General features: G+C 35.4%; 14 protein-coding genes and 1 pseudogene. 12 read left to right on the top strand and 3 right to left on the bottom strand.

The annotated features are described in order from the left end of the window. Positions 1-118: 118 nt before the first annotated feature. On the top strand, positions 119-634 hold the full coding sequence (locus tag OOK85_RS02530) for a TIGR02281 family clan AA aspartic protease (protein WP_182319143.1): 516 nt from the start codon (positions 119-121) through the stop codon (positions 632-634). Here the strand turns inward: OOK85_RS02530 and secF are convergent. Further along, positions 631-1,509 carry a protein translocase subunit SecF gene (secF, locus tag OOK85_RS02525; protein ID WP_264703836.1) on the bottom strand — a complete coding sequence of 293 codons (879 nt, stop codon included), beginning with the start codon at positions 1,507-1,509 and terminating at the stop codon, positions 631-633. The genes OOK85_RS02530 and secF overlap by 4 nt on opposite strands. 392 nt (positions 1,510-1,901) lie before the next feature. Between secF and OOK85_RS02520 the strand changes: the two genes are divergently transcribed. After that, complete coding sequence (locus tag OOK85_RS02520; protein WP_264702189.1) at positions 1,902-2,852, top strand: IS481 family transposase; 951 nt, start codon at positions 1,902-1,904, stop codon at positions 2,850-2,852. Positions 2,853-3,359: 507 nt separating this feature from the next. Here the strand turns inward: OOK85_RS02520 and OOK85_RS02515 are convergent. Further along, entirely contained in the window at positions 3,360-5,477 is a 2,118-nt protein-coding gene (locus OOK85_RS02515; RefSeq protein WP_264703834.1) for a heme lyase CcmF/NrfE family subunit, read from the bottom strand. A gap of 168 nt (positions 5,478-5,645) precedes the next feature. On the opposite strand from OOK85_RS02515, the gene OOK85_RS02510 reads away from it, so the two are divergent. From OOK85_RS02510 to OOK85_RS02465, 10 genes and pseudogenes are all read left to right on the top strand, one after another. Further along, positions 5,646-6,887, top strand: a complete 1,242-nt coding sequence (locus OOK85_RS02510; protein ID WP_264703832.1) for a hypothetical protein — start codon at positions 5,646-5,648, stop codon at positions 6,885-6,887. A 122-nt stretch (positions 6,888-7,009) separates the two neighbouring features. Further along, entirely contained in the window at positions 7,010-8,335 is a 1,326-nt protein-coding gene (locus tag OOK85_RS02505; RefSeq protein WP_264703830.1) for a dihydroorotase, read from the top strand. Between the two features lie 198 nt (positions 8,336-8,533). Then, positions 8,534-9,718: a dicarboxylate/amino acid:cation symporter gene (locus tag OOK85_RS02500; RefSeq protein ID WP_264703828.1), complete on the top strand. Its 1,185-nt coding sequence runs from the start codon at positions 8,534-8,536 to the stop codon at positions 9,716-9,718. Between the two features lie 3 nt (positions 9,719-9,721). Next, positions 9,722-10,318, top strand: a complete 597-nt coding sequence (pyrE, locus tag OOK85_RS02495; protein WP_182319415.1) for an orotate phosphoribosyltransferase — start codon at positions 9,722-9,724, stop codon at positions 10,316-10,318. 105 nt (positions 10,319-10,423) lie between these two features. Further along, complete coding sequence (gene typA, locus OOK85_RS02490; RefSeq protein WP_264703825.1) at positions 10,424-12,253, top strand: translational GTPase TypA; 1,830 nt, start codon at positions 10,424-10,426, stop codon at positions 12,251-12,253. Positions 12,254-12,315: 62 nt separating this feature from the next. Then, a pseudogene (locus tag OOK85_RS07710) lies at positions 12,316-12,561 on the top strand (PD-(D/E)XK nuclease family transposase); the annotation flags it as partial. Positions 12,562-13,530: 969 nt separating this feature from the next. Then, entirely contained in the window at positions 13,531-16,182 is a 2,652-nt protein-coding gene (gene clpB / locus OOK85_RS02480; RefSeq protein ID WP_264703823.1) for an ATP-dependent chaperone ClpB, read from the top strand. A gap of 27 nt (positions 16,183-16,209) precedes the next feature. Beyond that, positions 16,210-20,961 (top strand): NAD-glutamate dehydrogenase, encoded by a 4,752-nt coding sequence (locus OOK85_RS02475; protein WP_264704142.1) that lies wholly within the window; start codon positions 16,210-16,212, stop codon positions 20,959-20,961. Between the two features lie 4 nt (positions 20,962-20,965). Next, positions 20,966-21,262 carry a Sec-independent protein translocase subunit TatB gene (gene tatB, locus OOK85_RS02470; protein WP_010082258.1) on the top strand — a complete coding sequence of 99 codons (297 nt, stop codon included), beginning with the start codon at positions 20,966-20,968 and terminating at the stop codon, positions 21,260-21,262. Continuing rightward, positions 21,234-22,616: a PleD family two-component system response regulator gene (locus OOK85_RS02465; RefSeq protein WP_182366534.1), complete on the top strand. Its 1,383-nt coding sequence runs from the start codon at positions 21,234-21,236 to the stop codon at positions 22,614-22,616. The genes tatB and OOK85_RS02465 overlap by 29 nt, the downstream gene beginning before the upstream one ends. Positions 22,617-22,760: 144 nt before the next feature. On the opposite strand, the gene recO is transcribed toward OOK85_RS02465, so the two are convergent. Further along, entirely contained in the window at positions 22,761-23,483 is a 723-nt protein-coding gene (recO, locus tag OOK85_RS02460) for a DNA repair protein RecO (RefSeq protein ID WP_065094880.1), read from the bottom strand. Between the last annotated feature and the right edge of the window lie 6 nt (positions 23,484-23,489).

The following is a 23,489-nucleotide window of genomic DNA, read 5'->3' as shown; positions in this document are numbered from 1 at the left end:
CCGGTTTTGAAGTCGAGTGGGGAGAGGTGACTTTCTCCACTTAGATAACTGCGTCACACGCTGGAGGAAGTGCGTTGTTAACTTTTTGCTCAAATAATGATTATGCAAGAGGTCTGATATGAACGCGGTGAAGAATCTAGTTATTTGGTTGCTAATAATAGCCACTACTGCAATGCTTATTGATTCACAAAGGGACAAACTAAGCGACAGATTTCTCAGTACTTTTTTACCATATAAAGGAAGAATTCAAAATAGCGGTCAGAATAGTGGAAGTATTGAATTTACGAAGTCATATGATGGACACTTTTATATTCAGGCTCAAGTCAATGATCGCAATATAACGTTTTTGCTTGATACTGGAGCAACCGATATTGTTCTATCACAAAAAGACGCATTACATGCTGGTATTAACTTACAAAATGTTCAGGATTTTAAAATATATGAAACTGCGAAAGGTCAAATAAAAGCTGGAGTGGTTCAAATACCTCAAGTTAAAATAGGAAATTTTTTGATTAATGATGTACAGGCAAGCGTTAACACTCATTCTATGTCTCATTCACTGCTTGGAATGAGCTTTTTAAGGTATTTTCATTTCACTATAAGAGATAATAAGTTGATATTATACCGCGACTAAACACTTCTACAATCTAAAGCTCCGTAGGTTAATATAGGAGCAGAAATAAATATTGCAGAACAAGTGCCAATCAAAATACCAAAAAAAATGATCAAGCTGAAGTCTTTCACTGCATCTGTGCAGATTAATGCCAAAGGAAGAGCAGCAAGAAGGGTTGTACCCGAGGTTAATATAGTGCGAAATAATGTAGCGTTGATACTTGCATCTACTATCTCACTCATCCGCCCACTTTTACCACTCTTGCAATACTCTCGAATCCGATCGTATATAATTACTGAGTTATTGATTGAATAACCAATGACAGTGAGGAGAGCTGCAACTGATGAAATATTAAACTCAATGCCAGTTAGGCTAATAAAACCAACAGTTAAAATCACGTCATGAATCAGTGCTGTTATTCCACTGAATCCACATTGCCAATTAAATCTAAACCAAACGTAAAAAAATATTCCAACAATCGCGATCAACATGGATAACATTCCTTCAAATATTTGTGTTGAGCTTATTTGTGGGCCAACATAGTCTATTTTACGATAGCTTATTGAGCTCCCCAGCTTTTCTTCTAGTATGCTTTTTATCTTTTTGATTTTATCTTCATCTCCTTCATCTTTAAAACGCATGACTAAATTATCACCCGCTTTTGAACTCTGCACTGTAAAACCATTTTCTTTTAATGCATCGAGAATAGAGTGATTCTCATCTGAAGATTTTATCTCTATCAAAATTCCGCCTGCAAAGTCTATGCCTAAGTTCACTCCACGCAGCACAACAGTGAATATTGAAAAGATGATAAGAACAATGCTAATTAATGCAGTCAAATCCCTATATTTACTAAACTTGATATCGAGGTTATCTGGAATGAGTCTAAGTGCCATGCTATTTACTTAAACTTGAATTTTATATACTTTTCAAAAAATTCACTAGTTTATTTTGTGGTTGGACTTCTCTGTCATTCAAGTAGCTGACACTGGTTTCCATCCAAAAGGGTGTCATCACAGTAGCCCCTTCGGTGTCATTCCAGTCTGGAATCCAGGAAAAAGAATGGTGTCATCCCAGTGCCCAGACACTGGGATCCAGGTTGCTCACAAGCAAACTAGCATAGAAAGTGGTTACAACGTTTTCGATGAGATTACATGGAAAACTGGATCCCAGTGTCAAGCACTGGGATGACAAAAAAAGGAGCACTGGGATGACACCCTAGGTGTACAGTCCCAGAGTGTGATGGTATGATAAAATATGAGAAAAAAATACCATCAAAGGAGGAGTTATGGGACAAATATTACATGGGTGCGCCAAAACAACACAGACGATTCGTAGAGCAATACAAAATAGAAAAGAGAGCATAGCAAAACTCTCCAAGCATTATAACCTTAATCCAAAAACTATTATTAAGTGGAGAAAACGTTCATTTACGAAAGATGCTGATATGGGTCCAAAGCGTCCAAGATCGACTGTTTTAACGCTAGAAGAGGAAGCTATAATAGTTACATTTCGCAAGTATACACTACTGCCACTAGATGATTGCCTTTACGCTCTGCAGTCTACAATTCCGCATTTGACTCGCTCTAGCTTGCATCGTTGTTTACAAAGACACAACATTAGCAGATTACCAACTGTTGATGGAGAAGTTAAGTCAAAAAAGAAATTCAAACAATATCCTATCGGTTACTTTCATATTGATATTGCTGAAGTTAGAACTGAGGAGGGCAAATTACATTTGTTTGTTGCTATTGATAGGACATCCAAATTTACCTATGTTGAGTTGCGTAACAGTGCTACAAAACCCATAGCTGCTGAGTTCTTACGTAATTTGATTAGAATTTTACCGTATAAAATCCATACTATTTTGACAGATAACGGTATACAATTTACAAACCAGAAGCGTCATAAGTATGCTTTCCAACATATATTTGATAGAGTTTGCGAAGAGAATGTTATTGAACATCGTTTGACAAAAGTTAGCCATCCTTGGACGAATGGGCAAGTCGAGCGTATGAATAAAACTTTAAAGGATGCTACAGTTAAGAAGTATTACTATCAATCGCACCAGCAACTTAAAGAACACCTTTATAACTTTGTTATGGCTTATAATTATGCAAAGAGACTCAAAACTCTTAAGGGTCTTACTCCTTATGAATTTATATGTTATCAGTGGACACAGTCTCCAGAATTATTTATACTAAATCCACACCATCACACTCTGGGACCATACACCTAGTAGAAATCGCTTTTGTAATTGCAACATTCGTGCAATCTTTAGTTACAAATATTTAAGAAATTTACCAAACGAAAAAAAAGGCAAAAGAAGCCCTAGTCATTGTCTATTTTCAGTATTGGCGTTTTTTAAGTCTTAAACACTGCAATTTAGCTGCTTTTAAATGCAACTCACCTTAGTTTAAATGTTTAAGAAATTTACTAAGCAGAAAAAAAGGCAAAAGAAACCCCGTGTTAGCTAGTTGTCACTTTCTAATCCTGCAAATTGGCGTACTATACTGTCTTAAACGACTTATAAGCGCGTTTCAGCTTATACAGGTAAAAACCCAGAAATGTTGTGAAGACATAAGGTGCACATAGTGCAAAAAATTAAAAATAAGACGCCAACTACGTTGTTTTTTTCCTGTTTAATCTGCACAGATGAAAATAACTGAATACCTTCAGTACCATGATAGGGGGGCTGGCGAAGGGTGTCAAGTAAGTTTTTTCGTTATAGTATAAAGGAGTCCTATTAAAATCTTCTCAATAAAGAAAAAGCAGCAAGGAGCGAACCAAAAGCAATAAGAAAGGATCCAAGCCAGATTATAGACATTCCAGGTTTATAGTGCACTTTAGCTGCGATTTTGCTCTTACTCTTATCAATCTCTCCAATTACAACATAAATATCAGAAAATAAATTGTGGTAGATACTGCTTTCAACATTTTTCTGACCTTCCACAAGGTAAAATCTATATTCAGGGGTTATCTCACCTAATATCTTATTATTCAGCAAATTCCTGATATCCATTGTACCTCTCACTGCATGGAAATTTTTTTCTTTTATTAGCTCAATATTTCGTAAAGTAACTTTAAACTTATTGACCGTTATGCTATCCCCTATTTTTAAGTAATTTTCTTTTTTCTCCTGCCAACCAACCGAATATGCTATACCAAGCACTAGAATTGCCACTCCAGCATGAGCTGCCATCATTGCATAGTAAGATTTAGAAACTTTTTTTGCTAATAAAATTGATTCACCAAATGCTACCTTAAATAAACAAATTCTTTTACTGTATGCTTCTAAAATAAAGATTAATAATGCTATGGAGATAGTAATTGATAGCACAATTATTAGCTCCATGTGAAAAATAAACGGCAAAATAGCTGCAGCACTACAAAATGAAAATCTATATTCACGGAATATTGGCAATAGACTATTTCCCTGCCAACTGCAGTATTGCCCAATTATCGTGAGGGCTAGAATAGCCAGTGCAATAGGATTAAATAAAGAATTGTAATATGGTGCTCCAACTGAAATTAATTCACCGGTTAAATACTCAAGCACTGTAGGGTATAAAGTGCCAACGAACACGATGAAAAAGGCAGTGATGAATAATAAATTGTTCATCAGTATCATCGTAAAGCGTGAAAAGAATCTTCTACCCTCTGTCACTTGAGTAGCAAGTTTCTTTCTGGATTCCAGTGTCAAGCATTGGAATGACATCGCAGACGTGTGATTTTTTCTCGTAAATACTACAAATATTACTAAGCTACTGACTGTAATTACACCAAGTAGAGCTAATATATACAGTCCATACCTTGGGTCATCTGCAAACGTGTGCACTGAGGTAAGTATTCCTGAGCGGACTAGAAATGTTCCAGTCACACTCAATATAAAAGTTGTGAGCGTAAGTAAAATAGCAAAATTCCTTAAAGTATTGAAATCTCGTACAACAAGCAACAAATGTGTCAGCGCTACTGCAATTAGCCACGGCATCAAAGAAACGTTTTCCACTGGATCCCAAAACCAAAATCCACCCCACCCAAGTTCGCGATATGCCCACCAGCTACCCAAGCTGATGCCCAAAGTGAGCAGCGACCAAGAAATAAGTACCCAAGGCCTGACAATTTTAGCCCAAACATTTCCTTCAGTATTTAAAATTAATCCAGCTATAGAGAGCGAAAAAGGAACGCTAAATCCAAGGTACCCTAAATATAATATCGGTGGATGAATAGCAAGGCCTATATCCTGCAATATCGGATTAAAACCCAATCCATCTGTTTCAATGCCTGGCATTTTAGTGAAGGGGCTGGATTCAATTAAAGTGAACAGTAAAAAACAAAAGCAAATCAGCCCATGAGTGATAAGAGATATTTTTTTTAATTTACTACCATTAGTTCGTTCTGGTGTCATTCCAGTGCTTGACACTGGAATCCAGTTTTTATTACACTGCCATTTGATGTACTCATTTGCAATTAAATTGTCTGGATCCCAGTGCCTAGACACTGGGATGACAGAAGAAGAGGCTGGGATGACAGAGGGGGAAACTGGGATGACAGAAGGTATATAAATATCCATTAGTAATAAATACATGACAAGCACTAATGCCCAAAGCAACATGGACCCTTCTTTATTTCCCCAAACACCACAAATCTTATAGATCAAAGGTTTTGTTGTGTGTGAGTGGTAATATACGTTTTCGAGTGAGAAATCATTTGTAATGTGGCAGTAGATCAAAATAGCCATTGACGCTGATACACAAAAAAATATGGCAGTGGTAATAAACCGACAAGAACTAAGCGGTAAAAACAAATATGTCAAAGACAATAAGCAGGCTACCAATAGCAATATATTCCCAAATTCAGGCATAAAAAATTATAGTTTTTATATAAACAATATTACTGATGACAAGTTAGAAGTTAAAGTGTTAATTGATGCTAGCATAATGCTCCCGTAGTTAGCTGTGCTAGTATTAATTAAAAATTAAATATTAAATCTTTATACTTTTATAGATAGCGTTAATATTGAGGTAACATTGTGGGTACAACTAAGATTAGTAAATTTCCATTCAATATAAAAGGTAAAGTGGCAAAACAACATGCCGAACCAATAATCGAAAAAAATCTCTATACTATTTTAGGATTCAAAGATATAGAAGATTTTGAAAATAAGACAAGTAAACTTGTTAATAAAAAAGTTTGGCAATTATTTGTTGACTGCTTTGCAAAAGAAATAGATTATGCAGCAACCGAAGAAGTTGTAAAAAACATCGTTTGTAACATTGCAAAGAGTGATCAAGGTAATTCTTTTACCAAAACTGAACATCTCATATTAAATGAAAAGCAAGATAATAAAAAGAGAGAAAAAGCGATTAGAAAAGCTATTAGTATTTTGAGAAAAATCAATCCAGAAAAAGCCTTTAATGAACTTTCAGTAATAAAAAAACAAGCTGAAGATTTTTTACAAACCGATTTTTGTAAAGCACAGAGTAAATCACTTCAAGGATTTGCTCCCTCTGGTGGACAGCTCTTTGCGGAAACTCTGAAATATATAGAAACACTAGAAAGATTATCCGAAGTAAAAAAAGAAGGGCTAGTTAGAGATTTCTTGTTAAATCATGTTAGTTTATTGAATAAAAAGTATCCTAAATCACAAGGTAAAAGGGAAGATGCTATAACAATACTATCAAGTGATGAGTTGAAGAATTTTTACAATAAAGGTGTAGAAGAAGGAATATTACAACCAATGGCATCTTACAAAGGATGCAGAAACCTGTATGACAAAATGAACCAGATAAAAAATGAATCCAAAAGTATAATTAAAAGAGAAGAACGGGAAGAAAATTTAAAGAAAATAGATAAGTCGATAATCAGCGCAATTAATGACATAAAAAAACATAGAGAAGCAATCCTTAACTGTAAAGACTTTCAAAATTCTTACATAAAAGAGAAAAAAGAACATCCATTTAGAGGCAACGCATGTCAAAAAATGATTGATATATATCAAGAGAGAATTGTTGGATATCAGGAGAAAATTCGTCAAAACTTAAACCAAATAAAAGCGATATTAAAAAGTGCGCCGCAAGAAATGGATGATGTGGAAGAATTCGAGGAAATAATTGATGATATACATGAAGCAAAGCAGTGTGATGAAATTTTTGATTCAGCTTTAATTTGTTTATCGAACATACAGAATGAGCTAGATATTCAGCTGGAAAATCCTTCAACAGAACTCAGAGCTTCACACATTAACGTTAAAACTGAGCTAACTAGGTTATAAGAACCAAATCTTTAGGGTAATGAAAGCACTTTAATTCAAGACAGCTCTTAGTCTGTGTTTTAATTTGGTTGTGTTTTATTAAAAAAACTTTAGATTTATTTTATAATCGATACTCAAATATAATGACTCAAACTTGGGATTTGTTGCAAACAGGGCAAAAGGAAGGCTATAAAATTGCGTATACTAATGCTCGTATTATCGACCCGGAAACTAAACTTGATATAAAAGGTTCATTATTGACTGAAGGGGATAAAATTGTTGACTTTGGTGAATCATTATTTTCAACAAGTGGAGTTGATGAAACAATAGACTGTAAAGGGCTTGTTCTAATGCCAGGCCTTATTGACATTCACGTACATTTTCGTGAACCAGGCCAGGAACATAAAGAAACTATATATACAGGCAGCAAATCTGCAGCTGCGGGGGGAGTTACAACTGTAGTTTGTCAGCCAAACACTGTTCCAGCAATTGATAGCGTTATTTTGGCTAAATATTTGAAATATAGAGCACTTGAAACTTCACATGTAAACGTTGAATTTTACGCTAAAATCACCACTTCGGAAGAAAAGTTGACTGAAATGGCACTTTTAAAGGAAGCAGGTGCGGTTGGGTTCACTGATGATGGCATGCCAGTTATGAACCCAATGATTATGAGACAGGCGCTGCTTTATTCAAGTATGCTGGGTGTTCCTATTGCTCAACATGCAGAAGATTTAAATTTATCAGCAGGTGGTGCAATCAACGAAGGTAAAATTTCTGAAGAATTGGGAGTAAAGGGAATCTTGAGTGCATCAGAATCGGTTATGGTAAATCGTGATATACTGCTAATGAAGGATATGGAAAATGTGCACTACCATATTCTACATGTCTCTTCAAAAGATTCACTTGATGCTATTAAACGTGCAAAAGATTTGGGATTAAATGTTACGTGCGAAGTAACCCCTCATCACTTCACTTTGACTGAAGATATAGTAAAACAACATGGAGCAATTGCAAAAATGAATCCGCCGCTTCGCACTGAAGAAGATCGTTTAGCTATGGTTGAAGGTTTAAAGACAGGTGTGATTGATTGCATTGCAACTGATCACGCTCCGCATGATCGTAGTTCTAAAGATCTACCACTTGAAAATGCTGCATTTGGTATTGTTGGTCTTGAAACAATGCTGCCCCTTTCACTTGAACTCTATCACAGTGGGCAAATGGGTCTACTTGATGTACTCGCAAAATTGACATATAAGCCTGCAGATATAATACACATACCACGTGGTCGTATACAAAAAAACCTTGCTGCAGACTTAATTTTAGTTGACCTCAATCATGAATGGGAAATTAAAACTGACAACTTTGCTAGTAAATCAAAGAATTCTCCTTTCGATGGTCGCAAAGTAAAAGGACACGTAGTACGTACTGTTGTGTCCGGCAAAGCTATATACTCGCAGAAGAGTTAGTTATCATATCTTATCTATTCCAATTTGTTATCACCAGAATGGGCTAAGTGCACCTAAATTTAAATTAAGAAATCTTACACTGTCTCCAAATAAACACATCCTCTTATCTTTCCCTAATCTGTAAAGTTATTTTGTCTATCAATCTGATTCCAAAACAGCAAAATTATTGTATAATGTTACTTTGAAGTTTTATTTTCAATGCACAAGTTTGCAATACTCTTTTCTATACTGCTTGCAATAGTTGCTTACTACCTAAACAATGAAATCATATTTGAAATAGCAAAGCTATTTAGTGATATCTTTATCAGCTTGCTCAAATTAATAAGCTTACCTCTGGTTTTTTTATCCATAGTTTCCACAATTTCCGGGCTCAAAGACTCAATTGAAATCAAAGTCTTAGTTAAGAAAACACTATTTTATACTCTGCTTACAACTATTATAGCTGCGTTTGTTGCATTATCGTTTTATTTGTTAATAGATCCAGCAAGAAAAAATTTCATAAGTAATACAATAGGGAGTATTAACAGCAATAACCACAGTTATTTTTCATATTTAAAATCACTCATTCCTTCTAATTTTGTGCAAGTTTTTCTTGAAAATAATATGATTGGTAGCATATTAATCGCTTTTTTGATGGGTGGAGCTATTGTTTCACTTTCAAAAGAAAAGCAGGATATATTATATCAAGTATTCTCTGCACTTTTTGATACGCTACTTAAAATTGCTCAAGGGTTATTAAAATTTATTCCGCTTGCTATTTGGTCTTTTATTACATGTTTTTTGCATGAATTAAAAGGCGGTAGTGAGTTCTACAACCTTTTATGGTATTTTGTTTGCATAATGTCTGCAAATTTTGTGCAGGCATTTCTGATTTTACCGCTATTTATGTGGTATAAAGGCATATCACCAATTCAAACGCTGAAAGGGGTTATGCCGGCACTCACACTTGCGTTTTTTTCTAAATCATCCAGTGCAACATTGCCAACAACTATAGAATGTGTGCAGAACAAGCTAAAGGTGCCAAAGAAATTATCGTCTTTTATTTTACCAATATGCACAACAATTAATATGAATGCATGTGCTGCATTTATACTAATCACTGTAATGTTTGTTGCAGAAATGAACGGATACGTATTTTCCTTAAGCGAAATGTTGATATGGATTTTTTTAGCTACAGGAACTGCAATTGGTAACGCTGGAGTGCCGATGGGATGCTATTTTATGGCAACCAGTTATCTCATGTCGATGAATGTTCCTCTGCATATTATGGGACTGATCTTGCCTATTTATACAATCATCGATATGTTTGAAACTGCAATAAATGTGTGGTCTGATGTTTGTATCACTCAGATAATTAATAAAGAATGTAATAGTGAAACTTAAAAAATGATATTAGACGAAAATAACCTAATAATAAAAGAATTTAAAGAAGCAGAAGCAATTTTGCATGGGCATTTTGTTTTATCATCCAGGCTGCATAGTGACACATACATACAGTGTGCGAAGATTTTTGAAAATCCAAGCAGAGCCATGAAAGTTTGTGCATTATTAGCAGATAAAATAAAAAAAGAATTAAATAGCTCCATAGATTTAATACTATCTCCTGCAATTGGTGGAATAATTGTGGGTTATGAGATTGGCAGGCAGCTTGGAATAAAGACAATGTTTTGCGAGCGCGTTAATGGCAAGTTTGAATTACGCCGTGGATTTGAAATTAAAAAAGGTGAGAAAATATTACTTATCGAGGATGTGATAACCACAGGCAAATCTTCACTTGAAGCAGTGGAATGTGCAGAAGGGGAAGGAGGTAAAGTTGTTGCTGAAGCTTCTTTGATAAAGAGAAATAGTGAAACGAAACTGCCTTTTCCTGTCATATCTTTGATTGAACTGAACATCAAAAACTACAGCGAAGAAGAACTTCCAAGTGAATTAAAACAACTACCCATAACAAAACCTGGGAGTAGGGAATATTTAACAAAGTAATCCTATAATATCTTGGAAACACAGCATTTATACACAGCTTTAGTTATTTACTCCAAGTGTATTTTATGTATACTTATTACTAAATTAATTTTGAAATGATAGAAAATGAACGAATTTAAATCGATCCGTAATATTGCAATAATTGCACACGTTGACCACGGTAAAACTACTTTACTTGATAACATGTTAAAACAAAGTGGCACATTCCGCGAGAATCAAGAAGTTCAAGAACGAGTGATGGATAGTGGTGATCAAGAGCGTGAACGCGGAATTACAATACTTGCAAAATGTACATCAATAATGTGGGGCGATGAAAAGATCAATATTATTGATACGCCAGGGCACGCGGACTTTGGTGGAGAAGTAGAAAGGGTATTGTGCATGGCAGATGGTGTGTTGCTGCTGGTTGACGCTGCAGAAGGTCCCATGCCACAAACAAAATTTGTGCTCTCAAAAGCACTAAAAGCAAATTTGAAGCCAATTGTGATAATCAATAAGGTCGACCGACCAGACAGCAGAATTGATGAAGTATTAAATGAAATATATGAGTTATTTTTTAACCTTGATGCAACCAACGAGCAGCTAGATTTTCCAGTGTTGTATGCTTCAGGTAGAAATGGCTGGTGTGCTAAGGAGCTTTCTGATGAAAGAAAAGATTTAAGCCCATTATTTTCAACGGTTATAGATTATATAAAACCTTCTGTTTATAATCAAAATGCACCTTTTGCTATGTTGGTCACTCTACTTGAGTCTGATAAGTTTCTTGGCAGAATATTGACAGGAAAGGTTTATCAGGGCATTGCAAAAGTCAATTCAGATCTTAAGGTGCTTGACCTCGATGGCAAAGTAATTGAACGAGGAAGATTAACTAAGTTGCTCTCATTTTCTGGCTTGAAACGCATTCCAGTAGAACAAGCTGTGGCGGGAGACATAATTGCAATTGCAGGACTTGAGGAAGCTTCGGTTTCAGATACTATAGCAGCACCAGAAGTTACAACTGCAGTAAGCTCAACTCCAGTTGATCCGCCAACAATGGCGATTACTCTGAGCGTTAATGATTCACCTTTTGCTGGGCAAGAAGGTACAAAGCTTACTTCAACTGCTATAAAGGATCGTTTATATGCGGAAGCAGAAACAAATGTTGCAATTACTGTGACTTTGGCACCAAGCGGTGAAGCATTTGAAGTAGGTGGGCGTGGTGAGTTACAGCTTGGAGTGTTAATTGAAAATATGAGGAGAGAAGGTTTTGAGCTTTCGGTATCACGCCCTCGCGTGTTATTTAAAGAAGAAGGCGGTAAAAAACTTGAACCTATAGAGGAAGTAGTAATTGATGTAGATGATGAATATAGTGGAATCATCATGGAAAAACTCAGCTTCCGTAAAGGTGAAGTAACTGACATGAGACCTTCTGGTAATGGCAGGACAAGATTAACGTTTTTAGTGCCATCAAGAGGATTAATCGGTTATCAAGGAGAGTTTTTAACTGATTCTCGTGGCACAGGCATAATTAACCGTTTATTTCACAGTTATGCTCCACATAGAGGTCCAATTTCTGGAAGGCGCAATGGAGTTTTAATTGCTACAGATAAGGGTGAGGCTGTGGCATATGCAATTTTCAATTTGCAAGACAGGGGAATTATGTTTATTAAGCCACAGGATAAGGTATATTGTGGCATGGTTGTCGGCCAGCATAGCCGTGACAATGATTTGGAGATAAATGTGTTAAAGGGTAAGCAATTAACAAACGTAAGAGCTTCAGGTAGTGATGAAGCTATAAAGCTCACTCCACCAAAGATAATGACACTGGAGGATATGATAGCGTATATAGATGATGATGAATTGGTGGAAGTAACTCCAAAATCTATACGTTTACGCAAGAAATTCCTTGATCCAAATGAACGTAAGCGTGCAGGAAGGGCAAAGAATAAGGAGTAATCAGAGGTTGAACATTTGCGAAAAATAGTGTATAATTATTCGTCTCCTAATTGTATTTAATTATGGCCTTTTCGAAATTTCTCGATCCAAAAAACAATTTCGCGTTCAAGAGAATATTTGGCACTGAGAAAAATAAAGATATTCTCATTCACTTTCTCAATGATATATTGGGCTTCGCTGGCAAAGATGAAATAGAAGAAATAGAATTTCTCAGCACTATCATGGATGCTGAGATTGCCTCTAAAAAACAAAGTATTGTTGATGTTTTCTGTACTGATTCTGCTGGAACCCAGCTAATTATTGAAATGGTGCGACCTGAAAGTCTTCGGTCATATTGTTTAAAAGGAGAGGAATTCCTTCAGAAAGAAACTAAAAGAGTTCTAAAACTTATTAAACCAGATGTTTTGCCATCTGAGTCTACGCATCAGTGCGAATCGGGTAACCGGTTGGTGCCAAGCGATGCGGACAATGAACCTCCTCTTGAAAAAGAAGATGCTCAATCGTGAAAGGAGCATAAACTACAAGCATCATGTGGTTGGAGAGCTAGGCTTAGTGGTATGGTGAACGTAAGTGAAGCTTCATAAGTATCGTAACGATTAAAGAGCTAAAGATGCTGATAAGCTCCGACCAAAAGGTAATGTGACATTTTTCATTTCTGGATGTACGCAAATCACCGGTATAGAGAAGTCACCTAACCCACTGTTGTATGACAGAAGGAACAGGGTAAGCCTGTATTTCCGCCTATATGGCAAGCAAACCGCAAGGAACGCTGATGAAAATGCAGGTAAAGGATAATGGAGAAAGCGAATGCCATTTTGTAACGAAATGTATAGAATTTGTAACATTAATTCGCGTGAAAACGAGCAAATTTCCATTTGGTCCCTCGTGACAAGAAACTTTGTTAACCACTTGAGGTAGAGAAGCAGATGACCTTACCCACAAAAATGATGAAGAAATTAGGAATATTTTTTACAAAAAGGACAATACTAACAAAAGAACTTTATTCTATTTAGAATATAAAGTTACAATAAATTTTCCTGTCATCTCCAAATAAATTACATTAACTTAGTATTGTATATTATTAATAACTTAAATAATACAACCATTTTCAGCAACAAAAACCAAAGGTCTTGAGATACAAGATATTTGTATGGTTACTATGATAGTTCCTTTTTTAAGAAAGTTTTAAATTTCATACCTAACAATAAACAACTTTAGGTTTAAATTTATGAAATCAGTTGTTATATACATCAGCAAATACGAATTTAACTGGTGTTATGGACTTAAATAAATTTACCAAAAAAGCAAAAAGTCTAATTCAAAGTGCTCAAATGAAAGCGTTGGGAGCTGGGCATCAGATTTTTATGCCTGAGCATTTACTAAAAGTGATGCTTGAAGATGAATCAGGTTTAGTTCAGGATTTGATAAACGCTTGTGGTGGAAATGTGCAGAGTATTTCCGATGCTGTGGATAGTGCAATAAAAAAGTTGCCAGTAATTGAAGGTCCAGGAAGTGGTGGCCTTCAACTTTCAAGAGAAATAGCAAAAGTTTTTGAAGATTCAATTGGTATTGCAAAGAGAAATAAAGATTCATTTGTTGCTGTTGAGCGTTTACTGCAGGGCCTCACTGCACAAAAAGATGATACTGTAGGCAAAATTCTGGCAGAGAATGGTGTGACTCCACAAAAACTGAACTCAGTTGTTGCAGAAATGAGAAAGGGCAGCAGTGCGGACTCGCCAAACAGTGAGGAAAAATTAAACGCGGCAAAGAAATATACAAAAGATGTTACAGAGCTTGCTATGCAAGGAAAGCTTGATCCTGTAATTGGTCGTGATGAAGAGATCAGAAGAACTATGCAGGTATCACTGAGGCGGACAAAAAATAATCCAGTGCTGATCGGTGAACCTGGTGTTGGAAAAACTGCAATAGTTGAGGGGCTTGCAAATAGAATTGTTGCAAACGATGTACCACTTGGTTTGCATGATGCAAAGGTCTTAGCTTTGGATCTTGGAGCACTAATTGCTGGCACTAAGTTTAGAGGAGAGTTTGAGGAAAGGTTAAAAGCAGTGATTAATGAAATTTCAAAAACAGAGGGAAAAGTTATCTTGTTTATAGATGAGCTTCATACTTTAGTTGGAGCAGGAGCAACAAGTGGTGCAATGGATGCCTCGAATCTGCTGAAGCCTGCTCTTGCGCGTGGAGAAATTCGCTGTATAGGAGCCACAACTTTAGATGAATATCGTGAACATATAGAAAAAGATCCTGCACTTGCACGGCGTTTCCAGCCTGTGTTTATCTCTCAACCAACTGAAACTGATACCATTTCAATACTCAGGGGTTTGAAGGAAAGATATGAAGTGCATCATGGTATAAGAATTACAGACGGTGCAATAATTGCTGCTGCAACGTTGTCCAATAGATATATAACAGATAGGTTTTTACCTGATAAAGCAATTGATTTGATTGATGAAGCAGCAAGCAGGGTGAGAATTGAAATGGATAGCAAGCCTGAAGTTATTGATGAACTTGAGAGAAAGGTTATACAGCTAAAGATTGAAGCAGAGGCTTTAAAAAAAGAAAGTGATGAAAATTCTAAACAGCGTTTAAAAAAGATAAATGAAGAGATCGAAAACCTAAACAGTAAATTTGCTGACTTGAACAGCAAATGGCAGATGGAAAAGAATAAAATAGCTAGAATACAAGAAACAGCCGAAAAATTAGATAACGCTAGAAAAGAGTTGGAATTAGTTCAGCGTAGTGGGAATTTGGGAAGAGCAGGAGAGCTGATGTATGGTGTGATTCCTCAGCTTGAGAATGAATTAAAAAATCAGGAAAAGGTTACTGATAGTTTCTTAAAGAAAGAAGTGACTGGAGATGATATTGCAAACATTGTTTCAAAGTGGACAGGAATTCCAGTTGATAACATGATGCACAGCGAAAAGGAAAAACTTCTTAACATGGAGAATGAAATAGGAAGAAGAGTAATAGGGCAGGAAGATGCAATAGAAGCGATAAGTAATGCAGTTAGGCGCTCTCGCTCTGGTGTACAAGATACTAATCGACCTTTCGGTTCATTTTTATTCTTAGGTCCAACTGGAGTTGGAAAAACAGAACTGGCAAAAGCCCTTGCTGAATTTCTGTTTGACGATCAATCAGCGCTTTTGCGTTTTGATATGTCAGAATATATGGAAAAACATTCTGTTTCAAAGCTAATTGGCGCGCCTCCAGGGTATGTTGGCTATGAGCAGGGTGGCAGATTAACCGAAGCAGTAAGAAGAAGGCCATATCAGGTTATTCTGTTTGATGAAATAGAGAAGGCAAATCCAGATATATTTAATCTATTGCTGCAAATCTTGGATGAGGGGAGACTCACTGATAGTCATGGCAAATTAATTGATTTTCGCAATACCATACTGATCTTAACTTCTAACCTTGGTGCTGAGATAATGCTTAAAGGGGGAGCAGAAAATAGACCTATATTTCCCGTCATCCAAGTAGCTGACACTGGGATCCAGGAAAAAAAGTGGATTCCAGCGTCACGCACTGGAATGACACCAGAGAGATCAAATGAAGTGATGCAAATAGTTAAATCAGCATTTCGTCCAGAATTTTTAAACAGGCTGGATGAAATTATTATATTCCACAGTTTAACCAGAGATGACATTTACAAAATTATAGATGTTCAATTTTCTTATTTACAAAAAACACTTGCTAAGCGTAAACTGAGTATAAGTTTGTTACAGGAAGTTAAAGAACTAATAGCACAAACTGGCTATGACCCTGAATATGGAGCAAGGCCCTTAAAAAGGGTTATACAAGAGTGTATTCAAAATAATTTAGCTAAATTAGTTTTATCAGGGGAAGTAGTAGAAAATGATGAGCTAATAGTGTACGCTCTTGATAATGAAATCTTAGTTAAAAAGGTTTAAGTTCACTGTGTATTTTTGTTAAAAAAAATGTGTATAGATCATAATGTTGACACTGAGTCTTTATTTAAGTTAGCTGATCAAGAAAATCAGCAAGATAAAGAAAAAATTAAAAAATTTATTAAGTATTTTTATAGTTTTGTTTATAAAAGCGACATAAAAGCCAATGATAAGTTTTTGCTATATATTGTAAACGATGCTTACAATTTTGTTTCTCAAAAAGAGAAAGATGAAAGTAAGTTAGTAGTAAGTAATATAGATGATATACCAGGAATAGAAGGAGATTTTACCACGATTAAGATAACAAACGATGATATGCCATTTTTGGTTGACTCTGTTATTGCAACTATTAAATCGCACAATTTAACCATATGCTATTACAGCAACAGCATAATTAACATTAAAAGAAAAGAGGACCTAATAGATGAGATTTACTCTTTGGAAGAAAGCAATGGAGTCAAAGAGTCAGTTATATATGTAATTATCAAAGGTATAAGTGACAGTTTTGTTGATACATTAAAAGAATCTCTACAAAAAACGCTGAAAGCAGTTAATTGCGTTGTGAAAGATTGGCACTTAATGCTTAAGAAACTTGATGAGGCAAGTCTTTCTGTCATCCCAGTACTTGATACTGGGATCCAGGAAAAGGACACGTGGATTCCAGTGTCACACACTGGAATGACACCAGACCGAAATCAAGAGCAAAAAGATTTTCTAGTTTGGTTAAAGAATAATAACTTCGTATTTCTAGGTTATCAAGAATATATTGCTGGTAAAGATGAAAAACTCGTCTGTGATAGCAAAAAGGACCTTGGCCTGATGAGAGTAGGTCAAAGTACGTTGATTCCTTCTGCAAACTTTGATTCCCTATACATATTGAGATCAGATCTAATCTCAATAGTCCATCGGCGTACATACATGAATTGTATAGGAGTAAAAGAATTTGATGACCAGGGTAATGTGGTAAAGGAACGGCGTTTTTTCGGGCTATTTACTTCTGTAGCGGAGGTTCAAGATATTCGAACTATTCCAATAATAAGAGATAAAGTTAAAGTTATAGAAAAAAGTGCAGGGTTTGTAACCGGGGGCCACAATAACAAAGCTTTAATTTCTATTTTACAAGCATTCTCTTGTGATGAATTATTCCAATCAAATGAAGACGAATTATTTAAAATTTGCATTTCGATCATGTCTCTTGCGATTAGGCCAAGGGTCAGATTATTTTTAAGAAGAGTCGGGGATTTTATTAGTTGCATAGTGCTGATACCGATGCGTTATGCTAGCGCTAGGCTAATGTTCAAGATACGTGACATATTGAAGGATGAGACAAGTGCAGGAAGTTCAGATATTTATAACAATCACATTATCAATGAATATGATTTGATGAAATTGCATGTAGTGCTAAAGACCAAAAATGCTAGCGTTCTTGATGATGAAGTTTTGCGTATCGAAAACAAATTAAGAAACATTACAGAAAAGTGGGAAGATCGTTTTATAGACAATTTATACAATACTTTTAGCACTGTTGAGGATATATTCATCCGTTATTGCAAGGCATTTCCAATAAGCTATCAAGAGAGTTTCGAACCTCATGACGCATATTACGATATGAAAAAATTGGAGATAGTGAGGAAAAAAGGAGTTAGCGAGGTCGATTTAAGACTTACTCGTGATAATCTTAATTATCAATTAAAGGTTTACACTTCAAGCAATGGAGGCCTTGAATTATCGAAGATATTAAGAATTACTAAGAATTTGGGAGCTAAGATTCTATCTCATAATGGTTATTACATAGAAATTAATGGTGGAATATGGATACACCATTTTGTGTTGTCAAGAGTTGATGAATTAATAGACAACATTACTCTGAAAGAACAATTTGAAATAACGCTTGCAAAAGTATTTAGCAAGGAAATTAAAAATGACTATTTCAATAGTTTGATCATTATTGCTGGGCTCAAGTGGAAGGAAGTGCTTCTGGTTAGAGCGTTAAGTGCTTACCTAAAGCAGACGTCATTTAACTATAACCCAGAATATATGCAAAAAGTGGTCTCAGAGTATCCAAAAGTAGTAAAGTATTTGATAGAATTATTTCACTCAAGGTTTGATACTAAAATAGATATCGATAGGGCAGAAACTACTAACATTTTGACAGAAAAAATCGAGGAACTTCTAAAGGAAATCAGCAATGCTTCACATGATTACGTTTTGCGCTCGATATTTAACTTGATAATGGCTATTTTAAGGACCAGTTATTATCAAGATAATAAACCCTACTTATCTATAAAATTTGACTCAAGTAAAGTGAATGGTTTGCCTGATCCTCGCCCATATCGTGAATTGTATGTTTATTCAAACCTTTTTGAGGGAATACATCTAAGAGGAGGGAAATTAGCCCGTGGTGGCTTAAGGTGGTCGGATAGGACGGAAGATTTTCGCACTGAAGTTTTGGGGCTCATGAAAGCTCAGATGACAAAAAATGCGGTTATTGTCCCTGTTGGTGCAAAGGGTGGATTTGTAATAAAGCAAGCTTATAAAGATAAGAATATTTTAAGAGAGAAAAGTGTTGAGTGCTATAAGAGTTTTATTAGAGGAATGCTTGATATTACTGATAACGTGGTTGATGGTGAAATAATTCCACCAGAGAATGTGATTAGGTATGATGAAGACGATCCATACTTGGTAGTTGCAGCAGATAAAGGCACTGCTTCATTTTCTGATTATGCCAACCAGATAGCCTCTGAATACAATTTTTGGCTTGGCGATGCATTTGCATCTGGTGGATCAGCAGGTTATGATCACAAAAAAATGGGTATTACATCCAGAGGTGCATGGATTGCAGCACAGAGGCATTTTTGGAAAATGAATAAGGATATTTACCAGGATGCAACTGTTATTGGAATTGGGGATATGGCTGGCGACTTATTTGGAAATGGTATGCTGCTTTCAAAAAATATACATTTAATCGGCGCATTTAACCATATGCATATTTTTGTTGACCCAAACCCTGATGCAGAAAAGAGTTTCACAGAGCGTAAACGTCTCTTTGAGTTACCATTTTCAACTTGGATGGATTATAATAAAGATTTGATTTCTAAGGGTGGAGGAGTATTTGAGCGTAGCAGTAAGCAAGTAAACATTTCTCAAGAAATAAAAAAGTGCTTTGATATAACAGAAGATATGCTACCTCCAAGTGATTTGATTAGATATCTGTTGAAAGCAAAAGTGGACTTCATATGGAATGGAGGAATCGGCACGTTTGTTAAGGCAAAGAGTGAAAATCATAGCATGGTCGGTGACAAAGCAAACGATGAGTTAAGAGTGAATGGTAAAGATATTAGAGCTTCTATGTTTATAGAGGGTGGAAATCTTGGTTGTACACAGTTTGGAAGAATAGAATATGCTGAAAAAGGTGGATATATCAATGCAGACTTTGTTGATAATTCAGCCGGAGTGATATGTTCGGACCTTGAAGTTAACATTAAGATTGCATTTGTTTCAGCTATGAAAGCAGGGGGTATTTCTTTAGAAAAAAGGAATGAAATACTGGCAAGTATGGTGGATGAAGTTGCATCCAAAGTGCTTGAGAACCACAACAAAATTGAAACAAAAGCATTACTTCTTGAGTGTTTGCAAGCTAAAGAGAGATTGGAGCAGCACCACAGGTTACTGCTCAGTTTAGAAAAATCTGGGCTGTTAAACCGAAGCGTAGAATTTCTTCCAACTGAAGAAGAGATAGCAAGGATGTTAACTGGTGCAGAAGGTTTCAGTTCTCCTCAGCTCTCTGTTCTAATGTCTTATGCTAGAACAGCAATAAAAAATGAAATTATACATTCCGATCTGCCTGAAAAAGATCTTATATCTAATGACTACTTGCTAGGTTATTTTCCTAAAAAGATGTTAACAGAGTTTAAGGATTTCATATTAAAACACCAACTTCGTAGAGAAATTATCTCCACTTGCATTGCAAATGATGTTGTAAATAGGATGGGCTGTATATTTATTAATAATTTAGTTGAGAATACTGGAATTAAGGTACACGAAGCAGTTAACATATATATCGTTGTTAACCACCTATATGATTTAAATAACCTGTGGCAGAAAATTGATGAATTGGATGGAAAAATTGATATTAACTCATACTTGCAAATAGTGAGAAATGTGCAGAAATTTATTGGCAGAGTATCATTTTGGCTAGTGAAAAATCTTGGCAAGCTTAGCTTTGTAGAATTGGATGATGTTACAAAATTTAAAGATGCAATTGAAACTTTAGGCCAGAACTTAACTGATGTTTTAGATGAACACCTATTAAAGATCTATAGCCATGGATCAACTTCTTTAGTAGAACTTAATATAGATAAAGATCTAGCAAAAAAAATTGCTGACCTGTGCGTTCTTACTTATGCACTGGATATTATATCTGTTGCTGAACAGACATCTTTGTCCATTCTTGATGCTGGTAAAATATACTTTGAGTTAAAGTCGCTGTTAAGATTCGATCTGATTAGAACAATTGCCATCAAGATGAAAAGCCGCTCTTCTTATTGGGATCGCAGCTTAATTAATGATTTATTGGACGATTTAAGCAATCATCATTATAAGCTAGCTGTTAAAGTCATAAAAGCTACTGATAACCCTGAAGATAAGGTTCAAACCTGGGCTTGTAATGATAAGGACTACATAGAACGTTATAATAGTTTTTTAGATGAGATGGTTGCTTCTAAACTTGATTTAAGCAAATTAATATTTATAATCAGAAGGATTAAAGTACTTGCTTCATAGGAAAATGTTCAATATAGGTCTTTCAGAAATTTTAGTTGTAGCTTTAGTGAGCATAATTGTTCTTGATAAAAATAAGGTACCTGTATTTATTGATTTTATTAAGACTATATATAGGTATTTTACAATTGTAAGGTTAAAAGCCAGAAGGTTATTGAAGGATGCCGGAATTGAAGACTTATATAAAGAGTGTAATACTGAGAAAGTAAATTACATAGTTGGTAAAAATGGTAAGCTTTATCCTACTTACGATATAGATAATACATCTAAAGATAATGACAGCGAAGATTCTGGTAGTAGATGATGTACTATCTAATGTCAAGCTTTTAGAAGCTCGACTAAAAGCAGAGTACTATACGGTTATCGTAGCTCATGATGGTGAAGAAGCTATAGATTTAGTAGCAAAGCAGCAGCCTGATATTATATTACTTGATATCATGATGCCAAAGATGAATGGCTTTGAAGTTTGTAAGGAGCTAAAGAGTGATCCCTTGACAACCCATATTCCAATAATTATGGTAACTGCGCTGCATGATACTCATGATAGAGTGCAAGGTATTAATGCTGGCGCGGATGATTTTCTGACTAAACCAATAAACGAAACTGCTTTATCTGCACGAATTAAGTCTCTCACACGCTTAAAGATGATTATCGATGAATTGCGTTTGAGAGGAGAAACTAACGCTGAGATTGGTGGAGTCGCAGGAAACAGTATTATGGATTATTCCAATCAGATTTTTGATGCTAACATACTTGTTATAGATGAGGATGTTCATCAAGCAGAGCAGATATATAATATATTAAAGCAACGCTTTAGGTCAATTAAAATACTGAGTGATCCAATGGAAGCATTGAAGGTTGGTATTGAGAATGGTTACGACCTGATCATTTCTGATATGCAATTTTCAAAAACTGACGGCTTGCGTTTGTGTTCTGAGTTTCGTAGTAAGGTGGAAACACGTTATACACCAATTCTGATTCTTTCTGAGGATTATGATAAAAACAATTTAGTAAAAGCACTTGATGTAGGTGCTAATGATTATTTAACAGTACCTTTGGATGAGGGTGAGCTAATAGCAAGGGTTAATTCGCAAGTAAAACGCAAAAGATATCAAGATGCCTTGAGAATGAATTTATTTAATAATGCGGAAATGTCTATAAAGGACCCATTAACTAACTGTTATAATAGAAGATATTTTGATGCACACTTAAGAAACATTGTTAAGGACTCTGTGGAAAAGGATAGAAGGTTGTCTCTTATGATACTTGATATAGACTATTTTAAGATAGTGAATGACAGTTTTGGGCATAGTGCTGGAGATGAACTTTTAAAGCAAATACAGAAAAGAATTTCTGAAAATATCAGAGTGACAGATTTACTAGCTAGGTTTGGTGGTGAGGAGTTTGTTGTTGTAATGCCAGATACCAATGTATCAGATGCGTATACTATTGCGGAGAGAATACGAAAAATTATTGCTAAAGAACCTTTTGTACTTGCGGATAAAAATACAACCCATAATGTAACTGTGAGCATTGGAATTGCAGAAATGCAAGGATCTGACTTTGATGATATTAAAAAATTTATAGTACGTGCTGACAGATATTTATATAAAGCAAAAAACAGTGGTAGAAATAGAGTGGTTACTGGCTATAGCTAAAGTGGCTTAAGTTTACCGACAACCGTCATTCCGCTACTTGTTAGCGGAATCTATGCTGAGATATCGCGAATGAATCGCGGTATGACGTGTTGCTTGGGTTAGCTATAGATTTCTGAAATGATTTCAAAAAAATGATAACTAAGATTAAAGCGACAACATGAGGTTTCTCAGCTCTGGAAATTTCACGTTTAACTGCAAAAATAGATACTTATTTAAAAAATATCCTGTGACTTTCAGTCCTAACTGAAATTCTTGGAATGAGTAGCTGTTTTGTAGGGTATTATTGTATACATCATGCAACATTTGTGGAAAAGGTAGGAGTTTATCTGCATAATAATCTCCTACTTTTTTTGACACTGCTCTACCAGTTTTTGGAGAAATAAATTGCAGATTTTCCTTAACACCTGTTACAGCGCATTTGGATAAGTCTAACTTGAATCCCAATTGCGTAAGAAGCAGAAGCTCTAAGTTAAGATAATGGCTTTGCCAAGACTGATTGTTGTGTTTAATTACATCGATGAAATATCGAAAATTGTCATACAGCATGGCACAGGGTTCACTTTCTGGAAGCACTTTTTCTAAAATAGAGGAAAAAGAAACAATAGTAATGCTTTTTAACCTATCTTGAAAGAAATGATGGAATGGAGATTCGATTAATTCGCACTTAAAAAAACCTAGATTTTCAGGTAACTTAGCACTCCATTCTGCATGTAATAGATTACTTATCTGAAACTTATAATTGCTATTGTTTGTTAGCTTAGTTAATCCCCTGCGCTTTCCATGATTTTTTGTAAACAGAGAGAGAATTAAGTTTTTATCGCCGTATTTTTTAGCAGCTATAATGATGCCTTCATCTTTCCATCTCATTTAGAG

The organism is Wolbachia endosymbiont (group A) of Volucella inflata (assembly GCF_947250665.1).
Lineage (GTDB): Bacteria > Pseudomonadota > Alphaproteobacteria > Rickettsiales > Anaplasmataceae > Wolbachia > Wolbachia pipientis.
This window is presented reverse-complemented; position numbering and strand designations above follow the sequence as displayed.